Genomic DNA, 23,913 nt, shown 5'->3' on the forward strand with positions numbered 1-23,913 from the left:
ATGGCCCGTTACTTTACCGATGAGCATGAGTGGATCGATGTCGAAGGCGATAGCGCCACGGTCGGCATCACCGATTATGCGCAGGAACAGCTGGGCGACATCGTGTTCGTCGAATTGCCCGACACCGGCACCATGCTGGAAAAGGGCGGCGATGCGGCAGTGGTTGAAAGCGTCAAGGCGGCGAGCGACGTCTACGCCCCGATCAGCGGTGAAGTGATGGAAGCCAATGGCTCGCTCGAAGACGACCCTGCACTGGTCAACACCAGCCCAGAGGAAGACGGCTGGTTCTTCAAGATGACCATCGGCGACAAGAGCCAGCTCGAAGGGCTGATGGACGACAAGAGTTACAAGAGCTTTTGCGATTCACTCTGATGTTTTTGCGCTCGATGACCGCAATTGCCTTGCTAGCGGGCTGCACTTCCGTCGAATTGCCGTCAAGTGACGTGCTTTCGGTCGCTGAACTGCGAAGATTGATCGACGACCGAAATGCAGAAGGGCAGGTTGTAACCGTTAGCGGCTACATTTCGCGAAAATGCCGATCCACTGAATGTCATCTGCACTCCGAGCGCCGAGGCGGCGATGGAACTAGTGTTTCACTAGGAGGGGGCACGCCGATTGAAGCGAAAGTCCGCCGACTGAGCGGTACAAGAGTCGTTATTCGTGGGTCGATAGGAAAGCCAAGCATCTATGATAGCGGGGAGGGTTATATTGTAGCCACCGCTGATCGAGCAAATGAGTTCACTCCAATCGAGATTTTGAGATAATGCGCTACCTACCCCTGACCGATACCGACCGTGGCGAGATGCTCGCAAAAGTCGGTGCTTCCACGATCGATGACCTGTTTGTCGATGTGCCCGAAGAGGCGCGGCTGTCCGGCCCGATCGAAGGCCTGCCGATGCACGCCAGCGAGATGGCGGTCGAGAAGCATATGCGGCGGCTGTCGAAGAAAAACCTCGCGGCGGCCGATGCGCCGTTCTTTATCGGGGCGGGGGCCTATCGGCACCATGTTCCGGCCTCTGTCGATCATATCATCCAGCGCGGCGAGTTTCTGACCGCCTACACGCCCTACCAGCCGGAAATCGCGCAGGGCACGCTGCAAATGCTGTTCGAATTCCAGACGCAGGTTGCGCGGCTTTATGGCTGCGCGGTGGCCAACGCGTCGATGTACGACGGCTCGACCGCATGCTGGGAAGCGGTGGCGATGGCAGGGCGCGTGGCGCGCGGCAAGAAGCGCAAAGTGGTCCTCTCCGGCGCGCTCCACCCTCATTATGCCGAAGTCGTGCGGACCATGGCCAAATTCACTGAGGACGAGATCGCCGATGCGCCGCTCGCGCTGCAGCCGCAGCCCGACAATGACGGTTTGATCGCGCGGATTGACGAAAACACCAGCTGTGTCGTCGTCCAGTATCCCGATATTCTCGGCCGTATTCCCGACTTGGCCAAGATAGCCGAGGCGGCGCACGAGAAGGGCGCCTTGCTGATTGCGGTGAACACCGAACCGGTGGCGCTCGGCGCGATCCAGTCGCCCGGTGAACTGGGTGCAGACATTGTGGTCGGTGAAGGTCAGTCGATCGGCGTCGGCCTGCAATTCGGCGGCCCCTATCTCGGCCTGTTTGCGGTGCGCGACGAAAAGCATGTGCGCATGATGCCGGGCCGCCTGTGCGGCGAGACCCGGGATGCGGAGGACAAACGCGGGTTTGTGCTGACGCTCTCCACCCGCGAGCAGCATATCCGGCGCGAGAAGGCGACCTCCAACATCTGCACCAACAGCGGGCTGTGCGCGCTGGCGTTCAATGTCCATATGACGCTGCTTGGCGAAAAGGGCATTCGCAGGCTTGCTGCGGAGAACCATCGCCTTGCCTGTCATGCCGCCGACCGGCTTGCGAAGGTGCCGGGCATCGCTGTGCTGAATGACAGTTTCTTCAACGAGTTCACAGTGACACTGGCCCGCGACGCGCGCGAAGTGGTGCGCACACTGGCGGACAGGGGCATTCTGGGCGGCGTGTCGCTCGGCAGGCTCTATCCGAACAGCGATGGCCTCGACGGTGCGCTGCTGGTCGCGGTCACTGAAACCACGACGGAGGAGGACATCGACGCCCTGGCCTCTGCACTTGAGGAGGTGCTGTCATGAGCGCGCCCAACAAATCCGGCTGGAAGCCCGAAATGAACGCATCCGGCGACGGCATGCACGCGAATGGTTCCGATGGGCCTGTTACCGCGACCGGCAACCGCGCGCTGATGCTGGAAGAGCCGTTGCTGTTCGAAATCGGCCACATGGACGAAACCGGAGTCGACCTGCCCGATCCGCGCAGCGATGCATCCAACCGGCTCGGCGGCTTCGACCGTAGCGAACCGATCGGCCTGCCCGCGCTGAAGGAAGGCGAGGCGGTGCGTCACTATACGCGACTCAGCCGCCAGAACTATGCCATCGACCTCGGCCTGTTCCCGCTTGGCAGCTGCACCATGAAACACAATCCGCGCTTGAACGAGAAAGTCGCGCGGATGCCGGGCTTTGCCGATGTCCATCCGTTGCAGCCGGTCGATACGGTGCGCGGCGCGCTGGAAGTCGTGAACGAGCTGGCGCACTGGCTGATCGAGCTGACCGGCATGCACGGTGTCGCGATGAGCCCCAAGGCGGGCGCGCATGGTGAATTGTGCGGCATGTTGTGCATTCGTGCGGCGCTGGAAGCGCGCGGCGATGCGCGCAAGGTCGTGCTGTGTCCGGAAAGCGCGCATGGTACCAACCCTGCGACTGCAGCCTTTGCCGGCTATCAGACCGAAGACATTCCTGCGGACAAGGATGGGCGGGTCGATCTGGCGGCGCTGAAGGCGCGGCTGGGCCCCGATGTGGCAGCCGTGATGATCACCAATCCAAACACGTGCGGCCTGTTCGAGCGTGACATGAAGGCGATCTCCGACGCGGTCCATGCGGCGGGCGGCTATGTCTATTGCGACGGGGCGAATTTCAACGCCATCGTCGGCAAGGTGCGCCCCGGCGATCTGGGCGTCGATGCGATGCACATCAATCTGCACAAGACATTCTCCACCCCGCATGGCGGCGGCGGCCCGGGTTCGGGTCCGGTGGTGCTGTCGGAAGCGCTGGCACCCTTCGGCCCGCTGCCCTTCACGGCGAAGACCAAGGACGGTGTGGTCCATCTGGTGGAGGAAGAGAACGCCGCCGAATTCGACCACACACAGGCATTCGGCCGGATGACCGCGTTTCACGGCCAGATGGGCATGTTCACCCGCGCGCTGACCTATATCCTCAGCCATGGGGCAGACGGGCTGGCGCAAGTGGCGGAGGATGCGGTTCTCAACGCCAACTACATCCTGCGCAGCCTGGAAGACCTGCTCGATGCGCCATTCGGTCCGAGCGGTCCGTGCATGCACGAAGCACTGTTCTCCGATGCGGAATTTGGCGGCGGCTTGTCGACGCTCGATCTGGCCAAGGGGCTGATCGACGAGGGCTATCACCCGATGACGGTCTATTTCCCGCTGGTGGTTCACGGCGCGATGCTGGTTGAGCCGACCGAAACCGAAAGCAAGCATTCGCTCGACCAGTTCATCACGGCATTCCGCAATGTGGCTGAACGGGCGAAAGCGGGCGATGACGCGCTGAAGCAGGCGCCCTATTATGCACCGCGCCGCAGGCTCGATGAAACGCAAGCCGCGCGCAAGCCGGTGCTCGCGTGGAATGATCCCAATCTGAGCTGATCCCCGTGATGGGCGGAAGCGGGGTTGCCAAACGCGCCCCTCTTCCGCCACAACGCACAGCAAGAAAAAGATAAAACGGGGCGCGCAAACTCCGCGGGGGAGGGCGGATTTGAGCGATGAAGTCGGCATAGACAAGGGAAGCTTCATCCTTCGCGGGTGGCGCAATGTCCGCGAAGCCGGTCCGCGCCGGCTCGGGCTGACGATCCTGCTTGTCCTGATTGCGCTGACCGTTGCGCGGTTCGGCTGGTCGGTTCCGATCGTTGCGCAAGCAGAAGCCGGCCTGCACGATTTCCGCGCATACTACACCGCTGCCCAAACCGCGGTCGAGCAGGACGATCGTATCGTTATGGTGGTCTATGACGAGCAGACGCTGATTGCTGCGGAAAAGCGGCAACCGCTCGATCGGGGAATGCTCGCCGCAGCACTGCGGAATCTGGACAATTTCGGCGCGAAGGCGATCGGGATCGATATTCTGTTCGATCAGCCTCAGGCAGAAGATGATGAACTGATTGAAACGCTGCGCAACATGAAGACACCGGTCTCGGTTGCCTATGTGCTTCAAGAGGCGAATGAAGGCGACATCAAGTGGGACCAGCAGCAATATCTGGATGCGTTTCACGAGCGTTTGAAAGGTAGCAAAGCGACTTCGCAAAGCATCCAGCTCAATAATGAACTGGGAGTGGTTCGGCTATTCCCCGAGCCGGACCCGCGCCTGCCGATGACGATGGTCCGTTCGATGTTGCAGGCCGGCGGTGATGGGGACAAGATTCTGCCCGGCTACACCGGTGCGATCCGCTATCGGCTGTCCGCTCGCAGCGGGCAAAACGATTTTGTCGAAGGCGGGCAGGACGCGATCGGGGAAAGCCTGTTCCCGATGATCGAAATTCGCAACCTGACCGACGAGGAATTCTTGTCGATCCCAGAGGTTCAGGACGAGATGCGCCCGGCCTTCGAAGACAAATACATCCTCATTGGCGGCGATCTAGTCGATGTCGACCGGAAGACCACGACGTTGAGCGAGTTTACCGGCAAAGAGCCGCCGGGTCTCCAGGTCCATGCCGAGATGATGGCTCAAATGCTCGACCGCGCAGCGCTGGCCAAGCCGCTGCCGGTTACCTTGTGGATTTTCGCCATCTTGTTCGTGACCATGGCAGTGCTGACCGGGCTGCTCGAATGGGGCAGCTGGCGGATCTACGTGCTGCTCGGGGTGCAGTTCGCGGTGATGACGGGTATCCCGTTCCTGATGCATTTTCGCGGGGTCGATACCTATGGGCTGCCCGCAGTGGGCTGGCTTGCCGGGTGGATCGTAGCGTTCACGGCGATCACTTCGGCGGCGCGCGCAGCGGGCGCGGTGCAGCGTAATTTCGCGCAAGGCGCATTGGGCAAATATCTGCCGCGCGAAATGGCGCAGGAGATCATCGACAATCCCAAGCTGCTTGCGCTGCATGGGGAAAAGAAGGCGATCTATGTCCTCTTCTCCGACCTCGAGGGTTTCACCAAAATGAGCCACGCGGTCTCGCCGGAGATGGTTGCCAAGCTGCTCAACCGTTATCTTGAAATGCTCAGCCAAGTGGTGCTCGACCATGGCGGCGTGATCGACAAGTTCGTCGGCGATGCGGTGGTCGCTTTTTGGGGCGCCCCGATCGCAAAAGAGGATGACGCCATGCGCGCCGCCAAGGCCGGCTATGCCATCTGGCAGGCGGGCGAGCGATTCCGTGAAGAAGTCGCCAAGATGGACCCGAACCTGCCCAAGATCGGCAAGACCCGCGTCGGTCTGCATTATGGCGATGCGGTGGTCGGCAACTTCGGCGGCGAGACGCGTATCCAGTACACCGCACTGGGCGACAGCATGAATACGGCGGCGAGGCTGGAAGCAGCCAACAAGGCGCTTGAATCCAGTGTCATGGCGAGCCGCGAGTTTGCCGAACGGTCAGGGCTGGACTGGTGGCGACCGATGGGCCGCGTCGTCCTGCGCGGCCGTGCGCGCCCGGTCGACATCATGGAGCCGGCACCGGATTTCCCGGACGAAGACCGCAAAGTGCTCCATCAAGCCATGATTTTGTCGGAAAAGAACAATACCGAGGCGATCAATCTGGTAGAGACAGTCGTTGCACGGCATCCGAACGACGCGGCATTGGCTAATTTGCTGCACCGGATGCGCAATCTCAGCGAGGAAAACACTTATGTTCTCGGGTAAATCACTAAGCAAATCACTGGCCCTGGCGACAGGCGCCGCAGCGCTGGCCATGGCTGGTGCGGCGCAGGCCGGGGTGGTCGTGAAATCGAGCGGACCGTCGGCTGCAAAATATCCGCGCGGCAAAAAGCTGGCCGACTCCGGCACGGTAACCTTGGAGAGAGGGGATACGCTGACAATCCTCGCCAATGGCGGGACCCGAACCATCAGCGGACCCGGTACGCACCGGGTGGCAGCGCGCGGCACGAGCCGGCGCTCAGCCTATGCTGCGCTGACCCGTCAACGCTCGACTGCGCGCGTGACAACCGGGGCGCTCCGCACGGGTGCAGGGGGGGCTGGCGGCGGATCAGTCAGCCCGAAGCTGTGGGATGTCGATGTCACCAAGTCGGGCGCCGTGTGCGTGCCAAGTCTCTCGGCAATCCAGCTGTATCGCCCGGGCGGCGATCAGGCCGCGACCTATATGATCGCAAGCAGCACCAGCACCGAACACCTGCATGTCGCATTCGAGAAAGACCAGTGGCTGGCGGACTGGGATGCCGGGCGCATGGAACTCGCTGAAGATACAAATTACGTCATCACCGGACCGAGCGGCGATGCGCGGACGGTCACTTTCAAGGTGATTGCAGAGCCCGCGCAGCTGCCGGAAGCGATGGCAGAACAGCTGATCGCAAACGGTTGCGACGCACAGTTGGACCTGCTCGCAGACAAGATGGTATAGGCTATTCCGGAGCCGCGAAGCGCTCCAGCCAATCCGGGTCGCACGGACCTGCCGACACGTCACAAGGCGGCGCAGGTAAAGTGAGTATCCAGCCACCGGGGATCGGGGCTGAGGGGAGGCGTGCGGAAGTGGACTGCGGATATTTTACCGATTGCGCGCTTGGTTTGTCCGCCGGGCACAACTTCGCTTCACCTCTTTTCTCGACAAGCCCCTTGCGGCCTTGCGCCGATTGCCTAGTCTGCGCAGCAGGGGGGATCGGATCGTGATGCGATTTGGGGGAAAATCCATTGTTATCGGCGCCCTGTCTGCGCTGACAGGGCTCACCCTGCTTGCGGGCGGTGGATCGAGCGCGGACGCACAATCGAGCGGCGCGCGAATCGAAGGCGTTGCGACCTGTGCCGGTTCGACCTGTCATGGCCGTGCAGAAGGCAATGGCGAAGCTGTCCGGCAAGACGAGATCGCCACCTGGCAAGAACCGTCAGCCGCCAGCGGTGCGCACAGCCGGGCCTATGCGGTGCTGTCCAGCCCGCGCGGTCGCCAGATTATCACCAGTCTGAAGAATGCGGGGAATTACAAGGATTCCGACTGCCTCGGCTGCCACACCACTTACGAGCCGGGCGTGGCCAAGGGACCGCGTTACCAGATCACCGACGGGGTAGGGTGCGAGAGCTGCCACGGCCCCGCGTCGGGCTGGCTGGCATCGCATTATGTGCTGAGCGACGGGGCGCGGGGGCAGGTAACCCATGAAAGCAATGTAGCGCGCGGCCTGAAGCGGCTGACCAATCCGCAGGTTCGTGCGGGCGTTTGCCTCGATTGCCATTATGGCAGCAAGGACACGGGCCAGTTCGTGACGCATGCGATGATGGCTGCGGGCCACCCGCGCGTGTCGTTCGAGCTCGACCTTTTCTCCGCCCTTCAGCAGCACCATGATGAAGATGCCGATTACACAGGCCTTCGCGGCAAGCCGCGTACTGACAGTGTGCGTCTCTGGGCCGTCGGGCAAGCCGAGGCGGTGGCGCGGGCGACCGATCTTTTCGCGCGGCCTGACTTCGGGACGAAAGGCATTTTCCCGCAGTACTATTTCTACGACTGCCACAGCTGCCACCGCGAAATCACCGACGGGCCGCAGCGGCGGCTGACTTTCGAGACGAATCCCGGGCGGCCGATCCCGTTTGGCCAGGCGCCGTTCAACGATGAGAATATTATCATGCTGTCATCGGTTGCCCGTTCGCTTGCGCCAAGCCGTGCGTCCGCATTCGATGCCGCAAGCAAGGATTTCCACCGCGCAATGGGCCAGGGCCGGGCAGAGGCTGCCAGCGCAGCACAGCGGCTGCGCGGAGAGGCGGCTGCCCTGTCCGGCGCGCTTGCCGGGCGGTCCTATTCCGGCAACGATGCTTTCACTGTGATCCAGACGATCTCGAACACCGCAACGGCGCCGCGTTTCACCGATTATTCGGGTTCGGCACAGGCGGTAATGGCGGTCGATACCTTGCTGAACGCGCTGGTCCGCGAAGGGCGGATCACCGTTGGCGCGGCGGCCAGCATCAGAGGCGACATCAACGTTGCCTATGCCGCTGTCCGCAGCCCGGAGGGTTTCAAGCCCGCTCAGTTCCGCGCTGCACTGGGCCGCGCGACCAATGCGATCGGCAGGTTGCGGTAAGATGCGGCGCGGGGGGAACTTCTCGTGCATGACTGCGGCCATGTCGCTGGCGCTTTCGGGCTGCGGCGGCGGAGGCGGGGGCAATAGCAATCCGATCGGCGGCGGGCCGACCCCGACCCCGACACCGCCACCTGCGGGCCGCCTTTTCGCGGATCCGGCGATTGAATCGCTTTCCGTGGGTGAGGTGCAGCAAATCCTCGCGCAGGCAATTGGCGAAGCGCAGGCGAGGGGGCTTCCTTCGACCATCGCCGTGACCGACAGGGTCGGAAACGTGCTTGCAGTGTTCGCCATGAACGGAGCGCCCGGAACCACCACGGTCAGCCGGGAGACGATTGGCGGTACGGCGACCGCGGGCAATGAAATCGGCCTGCAGGGTGCTGTCGTCCCGTCGACCACTGCGGCCATCGCCAAAGCGATCACAGGCGCTTATCTTTCCAGCGGGGGCAATGCCTTTTCCAGCCGGACGGCCAGCCAGATCGTGCAGGAGCATTTTCCGCCGGCACCCAGCACCGTCGGGCTTGAGAGCGGGCCGCTGTTCGGTGTCCAGTTCAGTCAGCTCCCCTGTTCCGACCTCAGCGCACGCTTCACCGGAGCAGCCGGGTCTGGCGCGTTCATCGGTCCGAAACGTTCGCCGCTCGGCCTGTCAGCCGATCCGGGCGGATTTCCGATCTACAAGAACGGAGTGGTCGTTGGCGGGATCGGCGTTTCCGGTGACGGGGATTACGGCGCCGATCCCAATATCCTCGATATTGACGTCGACGATGAAGAAGCAATCGCACTGGCGGGGATTCAGGGGATGGCTCCGCCCATTTCCATACTTGCTGACCGGATAACGGTCGACGGCACGACGCTGCGGTTCAGTGACATGACGGTGAGTGACCTCTCAGCGCTCCAGACCAGTTTTGGCGCGGTCAACGGACCGGCGGGCGCGGTAGTCGCGGTAACCGGATACACCGACGGTGTGATCCGGGCGGGTACGGCCTACGGGACAGAGGCTTCGGGCATCCGCCGTTCAACCGCTGGAGAATTCGCTCTGCCCGATGCCTATGTGCTGAGCAACGGTGCGGGCGCGGGGCGTTACCCCATTCGCGGCGGGACCGACGGGGCAAATGTGGGCCAGCCGCTGACCGCAGCCGAAGCGAGAGCGTTGCTGGAGGAAGCCTTTACAGTGCTGTCGCGTTCCCGCGCGCAAATTCGCCGTCCGCTCGACAGCAGGATGCAAGCCACCATCAGTCTGGTCGATACCAATGGTGAAATCCTCGGCATTGTACGATCGCCGGACGGGCCGATCTTCGGCACCGATGTATCCTTGCAAAAGGCTCGCACGGCAACGCTGTTTTCAAGCCAGACCGCAGCGCAGCAATTGCTCGCTAGCCCGGCTTCCGCCCCTTATGTCCAGCGGGTTCGCACTTTCCTAAACGATCCCAATGCGCTGACCGGCGCGTTTGCTTTTGCCGACCGGTCCGGCGGTAATCTGTCGCGGCCCTACTTCCCGGACGGTGAAGTTGGGCGGCCTCCCGGACCGCTATCGGTCGAACGGAGCGCGCAGTTCAGTCCGTTTGCCGTCGGGCTGCAATCCGATCTGATCGCAGGCAATATCGTCGAACATCTGAACTTTATCGTTTCCAATGGCGGCAGCGCAGACACCGCAGTCGGCTGCACTGGCCTGCCGGCATCCCCTGCCGGGCTGCCCCGGATCGCCAATGGTATCCAGATCTTCCCCGGGTCCGTGCCGGTTTACCGGGGCAACACACTGGTCGGCGGCATCGGAGTGTCCGGTGACGGGATCGACCAGGACGACATGGTCAGCTTCCTCGGAACGCACAACGCGGGCCTTCGCATCGGCGGTATCGGCAATGCCGATCCTGCGATCCGTGCTGACAGAATTCTTGTCCCGGTGGGCAACCGTCAGGTCCGGCTGCGTTATGTCAGCTGCCCGTTTGCGCCGTTCCTCGATACCGCCGAGCAGAATGTCTGCGAGGGGCTTTAGATGGCGACGGCGCTGATCTTCCCCATGATCCTCCATGCCGCTGCGCCGATGCAGCCTACGGTGCTGGAACGGCCAGAACCGCAGGCTGCATCGGCGCTCGCCGCCCAGCCAGCGCAGGAACGCCAGCGACCCGGCGGGACCGAGCCCGAGGAAGAAGCGCCCGCCGAGGCCAGGCCGGAGTTCGAAGTCGAGCCTTCGGCGCCGCCGCCGGTCGATAGTGAAAACGAACTCGAGGACAGGCGCCGCCCTGGCTATTCAGGCCCGCTGCCTGACCGGATCGATCAGACCAATGAAGGCGCTTTTCGTGCGCCACCGCCAGAGGCCTTCATCGAAGCGGACGGAATACCGATCCCGGACCGCTGGCGCTTGCTGCAGTCGCTGTGCCCGCCCAAAGACCGGCGCAACGATCCGGAAGCCTACGGCATCTTCGGCGCGCTCCAGTACAATTGCACCGGCAAGCTCGACCCTTACGGCCAGAACGTGCTCAAAGGCGATCGCCCGCTGCCCAAAGGCAAGCGGCCCGGATTTCTCAAAGAGGACGACTGGTTCCTGATCCTGTCGGGGATCAGCGATACGGTTTACGAGCCGCGCACGTTTCCAATTCCGGTCGGAGTGCAAACGACGCAGGATCCTGACCGGCTGGATGTGTTCGGAAATGATTTCAGTACGGTGTTCTCGCAGACCTTCATTGCTGGTGCGGCGCTGCAAAAAGGCAGCACGGCCTACAAGCCGCCGACTGTCGAGTACCGCGTCACATTCGCCTACAACATCAACTATGTCGACGTGCCCGAGCGGCGCGTGCTGTTCGTCGAACCGAGCAAGGGCACCGACCGGCTCGACCAGTTCCTTGGCGTGCAGGAAGCGTTCGTCGATTACCACATCGGTCGCTACGACAATTCCCGCTACGATTTCATTTCGGTCCGCGCTGGTATCCAGCCGTTTCAAGCCGATTTCCGCGGGTTTCTGTTCAACGACAATCAGCTTGGCATCCGCCTGTTCGGCAACCGCGACAACAATCGGTTCCAGTTCAACCTCGGCGCATTCTGGCGGCTGGAGAAAGACACCAACAGCGGTTTGAATGCGATTGCGCAGACGCCGCGCGACGATTTCCTGTTCATCGCCAATGCCTATCGCCAGGATTTCCTGATCCCCGCGCTGACCAGCCAGATCACGCTGGCATACAACCGCAATCGCGAAGCCGACGATATTCAGATCGACGACAATGGTTTCCCGGTCCGGCCGGCTTTGCTCGGCTCGCTGCGTGGGCGCGACTATGACGTGTTCTACCTCGGCTACAATGCCGACGGGCGGGTAGGCCGGATCAATATCACGGCCAGCGCCTACGCCGCACTGGGTGAAGACCGGAACAGCTTCTTCACCGACCGCCCGGCGGATATCGAAGCCTATTTTGCGGCGGCAGAGCTCAGCTATGACAAGGACTGGATGCGGTTCCGCCTGTCCGGCCTGTATCAGAGCGGCGACAGCGATCCGTATGACGACAAGGAAGGCGGCTTCGACGCGGTGTTCGAGAACCCGATTTTTGCCGGGGCCGACACATCCTACTGGATCCGCCAGACGATCCCCTTTGCCGGCGGTGGCCGCGCGGTCAGCGTCAACGGGCGCAACGGCATCCTGAACAACCTGCGCAGCTCGAAAGAACAGGGCCAGTCGAACTTCAACAATCCGGGGCTGATCCTGCTCGGCGCGGGCGCGGACTTCGATCTGACGCCGGAGATCCGCCTGACCGCCAATGCCAACCATTTGTGGTTCGAGGACACGTCAAGCATCGAAGCCCTGCGCAACGAGGGCTCGATCCCGAAAGACATCGGCTGGGATCTGTCCGCTTCCGCCATCTGGCGTCCCAAGGCGACCCAGAACATCGTATTCCGCCTCTCGGCAGCGACGCTCCTTTCGGGGAACGGCTTCCAGGACCTGTTCGACAACCTCGGCAACGATAGCAAATACTATTCGGTGCTCGCCAATGTGATCCTGACCTACTGATGCCAGCTCTGCGCCAGATTCTCCTCCTTCTCGCCGCCATCAGCATGGCGGGCGCGATGATGTTCGCCAGCCAGAGTCAGGCGGCGGACAAATCGCGCAAGGTCAAACGCGACTACAGCGAAATCTGGACCAAGCCTGCTCCGGCACAGCAGCCCGGCCGAACCGAAGGCGAGCAACTGGCTGCAGTCGCTGCGAAATCCGACGGCTGTTACAGCTGCCACGTCAAGACCGATGCGCCTTCGATGCACGAGACCCCGGCTGTCCAGCTCGGGTGTGTCGATTGCCATGGCGGCAACGCAGAGGTGTTCGGCAACAGCAAGCTCGAGCATGACGATCCGGCCTATGTCGCCAAGCGCGATGCCGCGCATGTTCTGCCGCAGTATCCGGACGACTGGCATTTTCCGTCATCCGCCAATCCGAAACGCAGCTACACGCTGCTGAACAAGGAAACGCCCGAGTTTATCCGGTTCAACAACCCGAGCGACTACCGCGTCGCGCGCGAAGCCTGCGGGGCGTGCCACCTGCCGATCATCGAAGCGGGTGAACGCTCGATCATGGCCACCGGCGCGATGTTGTGGGGTGGGGCATCCTACAACAACGGTATTCTGCCATTCAAGAATTACATCATCGGCGAAGCTTTCACCCGCGACGGTGAACCTGCCAAGCTGCTCTCTCCGGGTGACCCGGCCGGCACAGTCACGGAAAACCAGAAAGCGCGCGGCGCGCTCGAAGCGCTCTATCCGTTGCCGACCTGGCAGGTGACCCCCCCGGGCGATGTGTTCCGCGTGTTCGAGCGCGGAGGCCGCGTGATCAACCCGGTGTTCCCGGAGATCGGACTGCCCAATCCGACCGGCAGCATCCAGCGTCTCGACGAGCCGGGGCGGCCTGATCTGAAGCAGTCGAACCGCGGCATGGGCACGGGCCTGCGCGTCGCGATCCCGGTGCTCAACATCCACAAGACCCGCCTCAACGACCCGTTCATGTGGTTCATGGGCACGAACGACCAGCCGGGCGACTATCGCCATTCGGGCTGCGCCGCGTGTCACGTGGTTTACGCGAACGATCGCGAACCGCGCCATTCGCTGATCTATGCCAAGTATGGGCGTGACGGTCAGACCCAGACGATCGATCCGACGATTGCCGGCAAACGTGAGCCGACACACGGTGACGGGCACGGCGGCGATTCACATGGCGGCGCCAACGCGGGCGGCCATGGCGATGTGAAACAGCCAGGCGACCATCACGGTGAAGACGCGGGGGATGACGAACACGCGGCCGATGCCGATAATATGGACGATTCCGACAAGGAGCGGGGTCATCCGCTGCGGCACGTATTCACCCGCTCGATCCCGACCGCCCAGTGCATGAACTGCCACATGCACCAGCCGAATATCTTCCTCAATTCCTACCTGGGCTACACCATGTGGGACTATGAATCCGATGCGCCCTTCATGTGGCCGGCCAAGCAGAAATACCCGACGGCCGACGAAGTGCGCGAAGTCATGGAGCGCAATCCGGAAGGCGCTTCGCCCAAAGGGAAATGGGCGGACATCGACTTTCTGCGCAACGTTTACGACCTGAACCCGCAACTCAACGACACGCAATTCGCCGATTATCACGGCCATGGGTGGAATTTCCGCGGCATTTTCAAGCGGGACCGCGAAGGCAATCTGCTCGATGCCGAGGGCAACATCGTGGAAAACGACGATCCGGAGAAATGGCGCAAGGAAGGCGAAGGGAAGTTCGTCGAGCCGAAGACCAATCCGGGCAAGTCGGTCCATCTGATGAGCATCCATGCCGAAAAGGGTATGCAATGCGCCGATTGTCACTTCGCGCAGGACAGCCACGGCAACGGGATGATCTATGGCGAGGTCGCCAATGCGATCGAGATCGGCTGCAAGGATTGCCACGGTACCGCCGATGCCTATCCGACGCTGCGCACCAGCGGACCGGCTGCTCCGCCCAAGGGCAACGATCTTGCCTTGCTGCGCAATCCGGACGGCAAACGCCGGTTTGAATGGGTCTGGAACGAAGACGGGCAACGCGTGCTCAAACAGCGCTCGATCGTCGATCCGGAGCTGGAGTGGGAAATCAGCCTGACGAAGGACAGTGTCGATCCCGACAGCCCCTATTTCAACGCAAAATCGGCCCGGGCTAAAACCGTCAGCAAAGACAGCGCCGGCATGGAAGTGATGGAATTCGGCACCGGCATCGCGCCGGACAAGCGCGCGCATGGCGATGAGGAGATGGCCTGTTTCACCTGTCACCTGTCCTGGACGACATCGTGCGGCGGCTGCCACTTGCCGATCGAAGCGAACTGGAAGACCAAGGACCATCACTACGAAAACGGAAGCACGCGCAACTTCGCGACGTACAATCCGCAGGTTGCGCGCGACCAGATGTTCCAGCTGGGCAAGCACCAGACGACCAAGGGCAACGAGATCGCTCCTGTCCGCTCGACGTCGGCGCTCATTCTCAGCTCGACCAATATCAATCGGGAACGGATCTACGTTCAGCAGCCGCCAATATCGTCGAGCGGTTTCAGCTCGCAGGCATTCGCGCCGCATTTCCCGCACACCGTGCGCAAGACCGAAACCAAGCAATGTTCGGATTGCCATGTCGCCGACGAGGGTGACAACAATGCGATCATGTCACAGCTCCTGCTGCTCGGGACCAATTATGTGAACTTCGTCGGGCTGAATGCCTGGACCGGCGAAGAAGGCGGTTTTGAAGCCATCCGCGTGACCGAATGGGACGAGCCTCAAGCCGTGCTTGGTTCCTATCTGCACAAATACGCTTACCCGGATTATTACGACCAATTTGTCGAAGAGAACGACCGTGAACTGAAGGACTGGGTGCGCGGCAAGGCGTTTGACGAGGACTTGTCGGGCGAGACCAAGCCGTTCGAGGAATTCGCCAATGTCCATGAAGGGACGAGCGACCGCGTCGGCTGCCTGCAATTGCGCGGCGAGTATATGTTCGTCGCCGAGGGCAAGGGCGGCTTCCGCGTCTACGATGTCGCGTCGATCGGCAACAAGGGTGTAAGCGAGCGGATCATCACGGCGCCGTTCAGCGCGATGGGGCACGATACCCATGTCGACACCGAGAATGCGACCTGCATGGCGCTGGCCACGAACCAGCCGATCAATCCGCTGCGCAACACCGAAGCAATGCGTGATGCGAACGAGGAGCAGCCGTTCCTCCCGGTGTATAATTATGCGGTCATCACCGATGCGGTCGAAGGGCTGATCCTCGTCAACATCAACACCATGGCCGATGGCGAATTTCGCAACAACAAGCTCGAACGCCTGACCTTCGCCAATGGCGAGACGGCCTGGAACGAAGGCGGTGTGCTGACCGGGGCAAGGCATGTCCAGCTGGCCGGTGAAATTGCCTATATCGCGACCGATCGAGGTCTGGTGATGGTCGACCTCAAGGTGCCCGAGGCGCCCGAGGCGAAGCTGATCGAACTTCCGGGTGCCCGGGCGAGCGCGATCCAGTTCCGCTATCTGTGGGTGACCGACGGAACTGGCCTCAAGCTGTTCGACGTGACCGATCTGCGCAACCCGGTGCCGCTGCCGCAGGGCAATGTCGATATTCCGGGGGCGCAACGGCTCTATCTGGCCAGAACCTACGCTTATGTCGCAGCCAAGCAGAACGGGCTGGTGATCGTCGATATGACCAAGCCGCTTGCGCCGAAAATCTATCGCGGGATCCAGCCCGATGGCCAGCCGTATGACAGCACGCTGGGCGGCAGGCTGATCGATACGGAAGATGTGATCGCCGGATCGACCAACGCCTCGCTATTCGCCTATGTTGCTGACGGGCGCGGCGGGATGAAGGTGCTGCAACTGACCAGCCCTGACAGCCAGCCCAATTTCTATGGCTTCAGCCCTGCACCGATGCCGGAGATTGTCGCCTGGGCAAAAACCAAGTCACCGGCAATTTCGCTGAGCAAGGGCCTCGACCGGGACCGGGCGGTCGATGAGACCGGCGGGCAGATGGCTGTTTTCGGGCGGCTCGGCTCACGCCCGTTCAATCGCGAGGAAATGGAACGCCTGTTCAAGCGCGGCAGTGTGTGGACTGTGAAGGACGAGGTCGATCTGCGCGGCTGGGTCGGCAAACGCGGACCGTACTTGCGTGAAGATGCCAAAGGTTCAGTCGAGTATTGATCCTGACTGACGCCGCCGGGGGCAAGCAGCGCAGAGGCAATTTTCCTACACGCGAGCCGGATGCTATCATCGCCCGGCTCTTTCCCATTGTCGGCAATCTGGAGGATTCGTGCCATCCGGAACTTGCGTATCGGCGGCGCAAGACAGGTGGCTTCGTGATGGAACACGCATGTGCTGAAAGGTCACACTGACCCGGCCGAAATGTTCGATAATCACCTGTTTGAAGGGGGTTTTACGCAAAGGTCACGGGTTCGAAAACTTCCCGGACCGTTCCACCCAGCAGCGGCTATTGACGTTCCTTGAACATGTCCTTCATCATCGGCTTCAGGTGTTCACCGTAGAATGCCAGCACGTCCCAATTGTTCGTCTTCTCGTAATGGGTCACGAGGTTCTCGCCGTCCCACCGGTGCAGCGCATAGGTCGCCGGCTCGGTTGTGATGAGGTCGCGGTTGTCGGCTCTGTCGGGATCGACCGGTCTGAGATCGAGTGAGACAAGCGGAGCAACCGAAGCTGTTACGCCCAACGGCACGCCGCGGAATGTGGTCTGGATCGGTCGATGCAAGTGGCCGCAATGAATCGCGAGGATCTGATCGTGCCCGGCAATTGCATCGGCAAAGTTGGCGATCCAGTCTTCGTCCGGATCGGGATCCATCCAGTCCACGCCGGAGACGACCGGCGGGTGATGCATGAAGATCAGCGTCGGCGTGTCCCGGTGCGCATCGAGCTGCCCGCGCAACCAGTCACGGCGATCTGTGCAGAAAGCGCCGCCGTGACGCCCATCTTCGAGCGTGTCGAGCATCAACAGGCGCAGGCCATCCTGCTCGTGGGCATAATGGACAAAACCGCCCTCGGTTGGCGTGTCGGGGAAGGCGTGCAGCAGGCCTTCGCGGCTATCGTGATTGCCGACCATCGGCAGGATCGGGCAGGGTATTACTTCGAGTAGTGCAGCTGTCTTCTCGAAGCTGTCCTTGTCGCCATGGTCGGTCAGATCACCGGTCAGCACCAGCAAGTCGATCGCATTGGGCTGCGCGATCAAGCGATCCAGCGTCTTGCGGAACCGGATGCGGTTGAGCTCCTCCGGCTTGGCGGCCGGGTCGAAGCCGATATGGATATCGGTCATCTGCGCAATCAGCATCGGGCCCCCTCCCGCGTCGCGATCATCCGGGCTTCCGGCTCAGCATCGCGACTGTGTCTTCCCTAGCATCATCCCCGTCATCCGGCACCCCCATGGGTTTGGGATGATAGGAATGGCACATGGCGCAGCTTGAAGGGACCGGAGCCTGCTTGGCCTGTTCGCCCATGTGGCAATCGCGGCATTGCGCGATCTTGGGCATCAACAGGTCTTCGGAGGTCTTGGATGTGTCTGCTGCATGGCAGCTGAGGCAGGTCTCTTCCCGCGACCAGCGCTTGCCATCCAACTGCCGGAACGCGGCGACGCCGTGGTCGTCATGCGGGAACCAGCTGTGCACCAGGTATCCGTCACGCAGATTGACCGGCTGGACATCGGCGCGTCCGTTGCGGGTCGTCGGGATGTGGCATTCGCCGCACACGCCTCTCGGGCTCAAAGCCTGGTTGATCGCGATGTAATTGCGCGATGGCCGGCCAAAGTCCTGATAGTAACGGCGCCCCTCGCCAAACTCGCCAGGCCGTTTGCGACCGGTGGTGATCGGGCGGCGAGGCGCACGGTCCATTGCCGCCAGATCGGCTCGCATCTGGCTGACATCGCCATGGCGCAGCGTGCGGAAGGTGTCGCCGACCTTGTCGTAAACGAGGCTGTGACATGCCTCGCAGGCCTCCTCCATCTCAACCGGTTCGAAGGCGTATTGGTCTGCCGTAGCTGTATGGCAGTCCTTGCATTCCAAAGCGGATCCATAGCCGCGCTTTGCGCCAATATTACCCGCCATTCGCGCGACCCCGCCTGTCCGGCTCATATGCAGTGCATGCGGAAACTTGAGGCCATGCTGTTCGGAAATCGGTTGGTCGAGCGATAGGCGCACAGTGCGATCGCTGCCAAGCTCAGGGAAGAATACCGCTTTGAACTGCGGGTGGCTGGTACCGAAATCTGCGGCATTCTCCAGATCGGTGTCGGTCAGACGTGTATCCATCCCGTCGTGGCATTCAGCGCAGAACTTCTGCGCCGCCGGTTCCATCCGGCCCGCGCCTTCATGTTCCGTGTGGCAGGTTGTGCAATTGCCCGGACCTTCCTTGCCGAAAGATTCAGCGACAGCCCACAGGAACTGGTCACCGCCCGACATCGGGCCGCGACCGGTCAGTTGACGGTCGATTTTCGCGTGGTCGCCGATTTCCTCGTGACAGGTCAGGCATGTCTCGTCGCGAACCGAGACAAACGCATCAACGTGGCACGCCTCGCAGTTATCCTCCAGGCCGTGATGCGCCAGGCTCAGCTTGCCGGTGCTCCAGCTCGCATCCATCAGGGTCTGGCCCGGCTCTTCATAGTCGGGATCAACCCGTTCACGTGTCTGATTGGTGTAAATCGGTATCGCGAGGAAGGCGAGCAGGATGGCAATCAGGCCGGTCCATGCCATGGCCCGTTTGCTCGGCAAGGCAGAGGCGAGTGCGAAGCCTTGGACCGCTTCGATCCCTTCAGGCTTGTCGTCCACTTGCTGTACTGTGATGACAACCGGATCTTCGCCTTCCTGCGTCACTGAGAGGCGGTAGGTCCCGAAGCCAAGCTCGGTCCCTTCGCGCGGGCTGAAGGTCGCCGAGGTTGTGGTCCGCCCATCGGCGGAGAAGCCCAGTGTTCCGACCGCTTCAGCGGTCAATTGTTCACCGTTCGCCGGGACAATCCGGGCATGTTGTTGTTCGACTGCAAGATCGGGCAGATGGATGTCGTTTTCCGCCGCCCGGCCGATCGTCACCGTGTCCTTGTCGACCTCGCGGTCACGGATAATTTCACGGCCACTCGAGGTGATGTCGATGGTGCGAATTAGGAAGGTCATCGTCCGCACCTCACCAATAGTAGAACACGCTGACGACATGCGCGCTCAGCGCCGCGATCAGCAGAATGGTTGCGGGAATATGGATGAACAGCCAGACTTCGAGCAGCGCCTTGTAGCGCATGTGCCGGCGGATTTGTTCAAGTTGGGCCTGCCGCCGTGCCAACAGCGAACGCACTTTCTCTTCAGCTTCGCTCTGGCCCGCTGTGTCAAACGCGCGGACAGCTTTGCGTGTGGCGCATCGCGGGTATTTACCGGTCAGCCGAGCGATGAAGCCGGCTTTGAAAACGTCCTGACCAAGTGCGACAATGACCTTGTCGGTCAGGTCACGATCGAGCGGCTGGGCGGCGGTTTCGAGCTGCCGGTCTAGCGCTTCCAATCCTTCCACCATCTGCTCGCGGGTCATTTCCCGGCGATTGTTGGACAATGATCGCGGCAAAACGGAATAAACGACAATGCCGTAAACGCCGGATACGATGACCAGCATCATCAGAGCCCAGGCAAGCGTGTGGACATTCCAGCCCAGTTGGAAGCCGGTGTGCCATGTGCCGATCACACTCAGCGCGATCCCGAGATAGACATGCGCGCTGGTCCAGCCTTTGAGACTGAAATACTTCTCTGTCATCTTGCGCTTGCGAATACCTAGCAGTGATAGCCACAGGATCAGCAGCACGCCGATTGTGCCAAGCGTGTAGCCGTACCAGCTGCCGCCATTGTGGCGCGGCTCTACATCGACAAGAAAGTAACTGAGCACCACGATCAGCGACACAGCCAGCGCAATCTTCAGCCAGCGAAAACTCTTGTGGGCGAGGAAACTTTCGTGGTCGGTATCTCTGCGCCGTTCATGGAAAGCAAAGTTGGCTTTGGGCATACTGGCCATCAGTCAGCATCCTCCTGCACCAGCTTCGTGAAGGTGAGGAATTTTTCCGGTCCGACCCGGATTGCGGCACCGGTCGGGCAGGCGCGCACGCAAGCCGGTCCGCCCTCGATGCCCGAACACATGTCGCATTTGATTGCCAGTTTGGCTTGCTCGATCCCGGCTTTTTCCGCCTTTGATTTCCGCCACTTGTAAGGCGCTTCGCCAGGACCGGGACCTCTGCCGAACAAAAGCCAGCTGAACAGCGATGGCTTGGCCGGCGGCTTGGGATCGAGTCGGATCACGCCGTATGGGCAATTGCGCTGGCAGTTGCCGCAGCCGATGCAGGTCTCATCGATGAAGACTTCACCATCCGGGCCGCGCTTGATGGCGTTGGGCGGGCAGTCGGCCATACAATGCGGATGCTCGCAATGGCGGCAGGACGTTGGTACGTGCAGGTGCGCATAGGTCGTGCCCGCCTCGCGGTCTAACCGGCTCAGTCCCTCATGGCTGTCGGCGCAGGCTTTTTCGCAATTGTCGCACCCGACACACAGCGTTTCGTCGATCAGAAGAACATCGGTGGCTTCACCAATGCCGTTATCGATCAGGAATTGCGCAGTCTTGGAATAGAGATCGACCGCCCCGCCAAAGCTGTGTTTCTGGCTCTCGATGAAACTGTTGATCTCGCGGCGCTCTTTCATGTCGGCGCGGGCGCGTTCGAGCAGCTTGGGGTGGGCCTCGAGCACTTGCCGGAAGGCATCACCGTTGATCTTGATCACTTCGGACTTGATCGCTGCCTTGACGGTTGCGGTACGCTTGCCGCCATCGATCAACGCCATTTCACCAACATAAGACCCGGCCGGGAGATAAGACAGGAACACCGGCTTACCGCCAATATCCTTCTCGACTATCATCGAGCCGACCCGGATCACGTAGATATCGTTGCCTTCGTCGCCTTCTGTCAGGATTGCTTCGCCCGCCGGGACCCGCATGATCTCGGATGTGTCCACAACTTCGCGGATGTCTTCGCCAGTCAGGCCCGAGCCGAACATTTGCAGCAACTGCCGCTCTGTTGAAATGCGTTCGATTGCAGCTTTAGCGGTCGGCACTTGCGATTGCAGCTTGAGGGCAGCGAGGCGAGAAATTTCGACAACGATAGTGTCTTCTGCCGCGCGAACTGTCGCACCACGTCGGCGGCCGGAAATCAGACCGACTTCGCCGAAAATCGAGCCTGTCCCGATCGGAATCGTGATCGAAGAGTCCTTGGGGTCGACTTCGACCAGCACTGAACCGCTGGCAATCCCGAACAATGAATTCCCCGGCGCGTTGCGCTCAAAGATAACCTCGCCCTTGCGATAGAAACGGGCATCGGATTCGAGCATGAATTCACGCATCTGAAGCGGGTTCATGCCGTTCAGAATCGAAACATTGGCGCGGAGAAACTCAAGCCATTCGTCGGTGCTCTGATTGCCTGGCAGGTTCTTGAACTTGTCGACCATTATCGGTTCATCGGCCGGCTTGAGTTCAGTGTTGCCGTTGATGAACTCGATTACGTCGTAACCCTGGTTCATGCAGTGCTTGATCAGCGGATATCCCGCTAGTGCGCCAATCACGAATATGCCTGCAGTGGTCGATTCGAACACTGGAGAAAGCTTCGGGAACGCGTTGCGGTCTTCGCTGGCGAATTCAATTCCGCACTCCTCGACGAACATCCGCGGGGGAGCGGAGCCGATGCGCGCTATGATCCTGTCGCAAGGTATGCGCAGTTCGCCGTCACGGGTGCTCAGCGTGATGAAGCCAGGCTCGATCTCCTTGGTCTCGCTTTCGAGCCTGATCGCCAGTTTTCCAGCGTCATTGTCAGCCTGCAATGCCTTGACGTTGGCATCTTTTGCGGTCGCAAAATCGGTGCCGCGATTGAGGATCGAGACCGTGTTTCCCTGCGCGGGATCCTCTGCCAAGCCGCGAGCATTTTCAATCCCGGCATCGCCCGTGCCGACAATAACGATATGCTCATCGACGTATTCTGTCGGATCGTCGAGCTGATACTGGACATGCGGCAGATCTGCGCCAGCACAGCGCATGCGGTTTGGGTTGCCTTGAGTGCCAATGGCGAGAACGATGTTCTCGGCGATGATTTTCTCACCATTGGTCAGCTCGATTTCGTACGGCGGTTCGTGCCTTTGAACTTCCTTGGTCGACTTGGTGCCATCGCGCGCGCGCATGACAATATTGTGCACGCTGCCGGCGATCGCAGGTCCGGTTCCTTTGATCGCCTTGGCTTCGGCATTGTATTTGACATTGACCTCGTATTCTTCGGCCTGGTTATCCCATTTTCCGAGGATTGTCTCTCGCTTGCCCGCTTCGAAGTCGCAGTCAGAGCGTAACACCAGATTGCTGGGCGTCGCCATGACATGCTTGCCCTTCTGATATTTGAAAATCGTGTCGGACAAATGATCCGTCTTCTCGAGCAAGACATGACTCATGCCGAGCGCAGCCGCACGGGCAGCGGCGCTTAAGCCCGCTGGTCCGGATCCGATAATGGCTACGCGGTATGGTTCCGGCATCAGTCCCCCCGATATGATCCCGCGACCTTCTTGTTCTTATTTGTGGCATCATAAGGAATTGACAGCAAACCTCCAGCGCCAATTGCCGCGAAGTGCCATGCTTGATAGCACCCCCCGCACATGGCGCGTATTTGAGAGGCGGGGATATGGATTCGCAAGATACCGAAAAGGCACATTCATCGGGGGTGTCGAAAGGCGGGATTGCGCTTCTCGCTGGTGGCGCATTGCTGGTCGCAGGACTGATTGGCTACCGCACCTTGTCGGGCCAGGAAGAGCCCGAACAGGTTGCCGCCACCGATCAGGGTCCCTTGTCGATCGAGCAATTGCGGGAGCGGGCCGAGGCCGATCCGCTCGACTCCGCCGCGTGGACAGATCTTGGTCTGGCTTTGTCCGACACCGGCGATTTCGATGGAGCAGCGCGCGCATACCGCCAGGCTATAGAAGGCGACAAGACCAATGCCGCCCTGTGGTCTGCCGTTGGTGAGATGCGTGTCTACGCCAGCGAAAATGATCCGTTGCCGCAAGCTGCGTTGACGGCATTCCAGCAAGCGATCAAGCTTGACCCGCAAGAACCACGGGCGCGCTATTTTCTTGCGGTCCAGAAAGACATATCGGGCGATCACGAGGGCGCAATCACAGACTGGCTGGCCTTGCTGGAAGATACGCCTGAGGGGGCACCATGGGATGGTAATCTCCAGCGGACAATCGAACAAAGCGGCAAGAAGTACGACATCGAAACCGCAAGCCGTATCGCAGAAGCGATGCAAGGCCGCCCGGAAGCGCCGCAACTGACTGCCGGCGAAGCAATACCGGGCCCGAGCCGTCAGCAGATCGACGCGGCCAGTGCTATTCCGCCGGGTGAGCAGCGCGATATGGCTGTCGGCATGGTCGAGAGTCTTGAAGGGAAGCTTCGCGCCAACCCGAAGAACCCAGACGGCTGGGTAATGCTGATGCGCAGCCGGATGACTCTGGGCGAGCCGGAGAAAGCAGCAGCTGCGCTGAAAGATGGTGTGGCGGCCAACCCGGGCACTGCGGATCGTCTGCGCGCGGAAGCTTCGGCGTTGGGCGTGCCCGGCGCCTGATCCTG

At 61.2% G+C, this 23,913-nt stretch carries 14 protein-coding genes; 10 read left to right on the forward strand and 4 right to left on the reverse strand.

Features of this window, described 5'->3' with window-relative positions; genetic code table 11:
• From gcvH to E0502_RS08915, 9 genes are all read left to right on the forward strand, one after another.
• Entirely contained in the window at positions 1–372 is a 372-nt protein-coding gene (gcvH, locus tag E0502_RS08875) for a glycine cleavage system protein GcvH (protein WP_137677667.1), read from the forward strand.
• 391 nt (positions 373–763) lie between these two features.
• Complete coding sequence (gene gcvPA / locus E0502_RS08880) at positions 764–2,131, forward strand: aminomethyl-transferring glycine dehydrogenase subunit GcvPA (protein ID WP_137677668.1); 1,368 nt, start codon at positions 764–766, stop codon at positions 2,129–2,131.
• Entirely contained in the window at positions 2,128–3,714 is a 1,587-nt protein-coding gene (gene gcvPB, locus E0502_RS08885) for an aminomethyl-transferring glycine dehydrogenase subunit GcvPB (protein WP_137677669.1), read from the forward strand. Before gcvPA ends, gcvPB begins: the two co-directional genes overlap by 4 nt.
• 109 nt (positions 3,715–3,823) lie before the next feature.
• Positions 3,824–5,911 (forward strand): adenylate/guanylate cyclase domain-containing protein, encoded by a 2,088-nt coding sequence (locus E0502_RS08890; protein ID WP_240048981.1) that lies wholly within the window; start codon positions 3,824–3,826, stop codon positions 5,909–5,911.
• Positions 5,898–6,626, forward strand: a complete 729-nt coding sequence (locus E0502_RS08895; RefSeq protein WP_137677670.1) for a hypothetical protein — start codon at positions 5,898–5,900, stop codon at positions 6,624–6,626. Before E0502_RS08890 ends, E0502_RS08895 begins: the two co-directional genes overlap by 14 nt.
• A gap of 265 nt (positions 6,627–6,891) precedes the next feature.
• The gene (locus tag E0502_RS08900; protein WP_137677671.1) at positions 6,892–8,286 is read left to right on the forward strand and encodes a multiheme c-type cytochrome; all 1,395 of its coding nucleotides are present in this window, start codon (positions 6,892–6,894) and stop codon (positions 8,284–8,286) included.
• Between the two features lie 28 nt (positions 8,287–8,314).
• Positions 8,315–10,276, forward strand: coding sequence for a heme-binding protein (locus E0502_RS08905; RefSeq protein WP_240048982.1), 1,962 nt, complete (start codon positions 8,315–8,317; stop codon positions 10,274–10,276).
• A 48-nt stretch (positions 10,277–10,324) separates the two neighbouring features.
• Complete coding sequence (locus E0502_RS08910; protein ID WP_420813521.1) at positions 10,325–12,277, forward strand: hypothetical protein; 1,953 nt, start codon at positions 10,325–10,327, stop codon at positions 12,275–12,277.
• A complete protein-coding gene (locus E0502_RS08915; RefSeq protein ID WP_192895947.1) occupies positions 12,277–16,449 on the forward strand; it encodes a multiheme c-type cytochrome in 4,173 nt (1,390 codons plus the stop codon). The genes E0502_RS08910 and E0502_RS08915 overlap by 1 nt, the downstream gene beginning before the upstream one ends.
• A gap of 286 nt (positions 16,450–16,735) precedes the next feature.
• On the opposite strand, the gene E0502_RS08920 is transcribed toward E0502_RS08915, so the two are convergent.
• The 4 genes from E0502_RS08920 to E0502_RS08935 are packed head-to-tail and all read right to left on the reverse strand — an operon-like array spanning position 16,736 to position 22,826.
• On the reverse strand, positions 16,736–17,584 hold the full coding sequence (locus E0502_RS08920) for a metallophosphoesterase (protein ID WP_137677674.1): 849 nt from the start codon (positions 17,582–17,584) through the stop codon (positions 16,736–16,738).
• A gap of 22 nt (positions 17,585–17,606) precedes the next feature.
• Positions 17,607–19,409 (reverse strand): cytochrome c3 family protein, encoded by a 1,803-nt coding sequence (locus tag E0502_RS08925; RefSeq protein WP_137677675.1) that lies wholly within the window; start codon positions 19,407–19,409, stop codon positions 17,607–17,609.
• 10 nt (positions 19,410–19,419) lie between these two features.
• Positions 19,420–20,277: a hypothetical protein gene (locus E0502_RS08930; protein ID WP_137678754.1), complete on the reverse strand. Its 858-nt coding sequence runs from the start codon at positions 20,275–20,277 to the stop codon at positions 19,420–19,422.
• 8 nt (positions 20,278–20,285) lie between these two features.
• A complete protein-coding gene (locus E0502_RS08935; RefSeq protein ID WP_137677676.1) occupies positions 20,286–22,826 on the reverse strand; it encodes a cyclic nucleotide-binding domain-containing protein in 2,541 nt (846 codons plus the stop codon).
• 146 nt (positions 22,827–22,972) lie between these two features.
• Between E0502_RS08935 and E0502_RS08940 the strand changes: the two genes are divergently transcribed.
• On the forward strand, positions 22,973–23,908 hold the full coding sequence (locus tag E0502_RS08940; protein ID WP_137677677.1) for a tetratricopeptide repeat protein: 936 nt from the start codon (positions 22,973–22,975) through the stop codon (positions 23,906–23,908).
• Positions 23,909–23,913 lie beyond the last annotated feature (5 nt).

Origin of the sequence: Parerythrobacter lutipelagi, assembly GCF_005434975.1 — a bacterium.
GTDB lineage: Bacteria > Pseudomonadota > Alphaproteobacteria > Sphingomonadales > Sphingomonadaceae > Parerythrobacter_A > Parerythrobacter_A lutipelagi.

Excerpts from the sequence above, each read along its gene's own strand:
- gcvH (WP_137677667.1), top strand. The coding sequence starts at position 1 with ATGGCCCGTTACTTTACCGATGAGCATGAGTGGATCGATGTCGAAGGC.
- gcvPA (WP_137677668.1), top strand. The coding sequence starts at position 764 with ATGCGCTACCTACCCCTGACCGATACCGACCGTGGCGAGATGCTCGCA.
- gcvPB (WP_137677669.1), top strand. The coding sequence starts at position 2,128 with ATGAGCGCGCCCAACAAATCCGGCTGGAAGCCCGAAATGAACGCATCC.
- E0502_RS08895 (WP_137677670.1), top strand. The coding sequence starts at position 5,898 with ATGTTCTCGGGTAAATCACTAAGCAAATCACTGGCCCTGGCGACAGGC.
- E0502_RS08900 (WP_137677671.1), top strand. The coding sequence starts at position 6,892 with ATGCGATTTGGGGGAAAATCCATTGTTATCGGCGCCCTGTCTGCGCTG.
- E0502_RS08905 (WP_240048982.1), top strand. The coding sequence starts at position 8,315 with ATGACTGCGGCCATGTCGCTGGCGCTTTCGGGCTGCGGCGGCGGAGGC.
- E0502_RS08910 (WP_420813521.1), top strand. The coding sequence starts at position 10,325 with ATGCAGCCTACGGTGCTGGAACGGCCAGAACCGCAGGCTGCATCGGCG.
- E0502_RS08915 (WP_192895947.1), top strand. The coding sequence starts at position 12,277 with ATGCCAGCTCTGCGCCAGATTCTCCTCCTTCTCGCCGCCATCAGCATG.
- E0502_RS08920 (WP_137677674.1), bottom strand. The coding sequence starts at position 17,584 with ATGCTGATTGCGCAGATGACCGATATCCATATCGGCTTCGACCCGGCC.
- E0502_RS08925 (WP_137677675.1), bottom strand. The coding sequence starts at position 19,409 with ATGACCTTCCTAATTCGCACCATCGACATCACCTCGAGTGGCCGTGAA.
- E0502_RS08930 (WP_137678754.1), bottom strand. The coding sequence starts at position 20,277 with ATGCCCAAAGCCAACTTTGCTTTCCATGAACGGCGCAGAGATACCGAC.
- E0502_RS08935 (WP_137677676.1), bottom strand. The coding sequence starts at position 22,826 with ATGCCGGAACCATACCGCGTAGCCATTATCGGATCCGGACCAGCGGGC.
- E0502_RS08940 (WP_137677677.1), top strand. The coding sequence starts at position 22,973 with ATGGATTCGCAAGATACCGAAAAGGCACATTCATCGGGGGTGTCGAAA.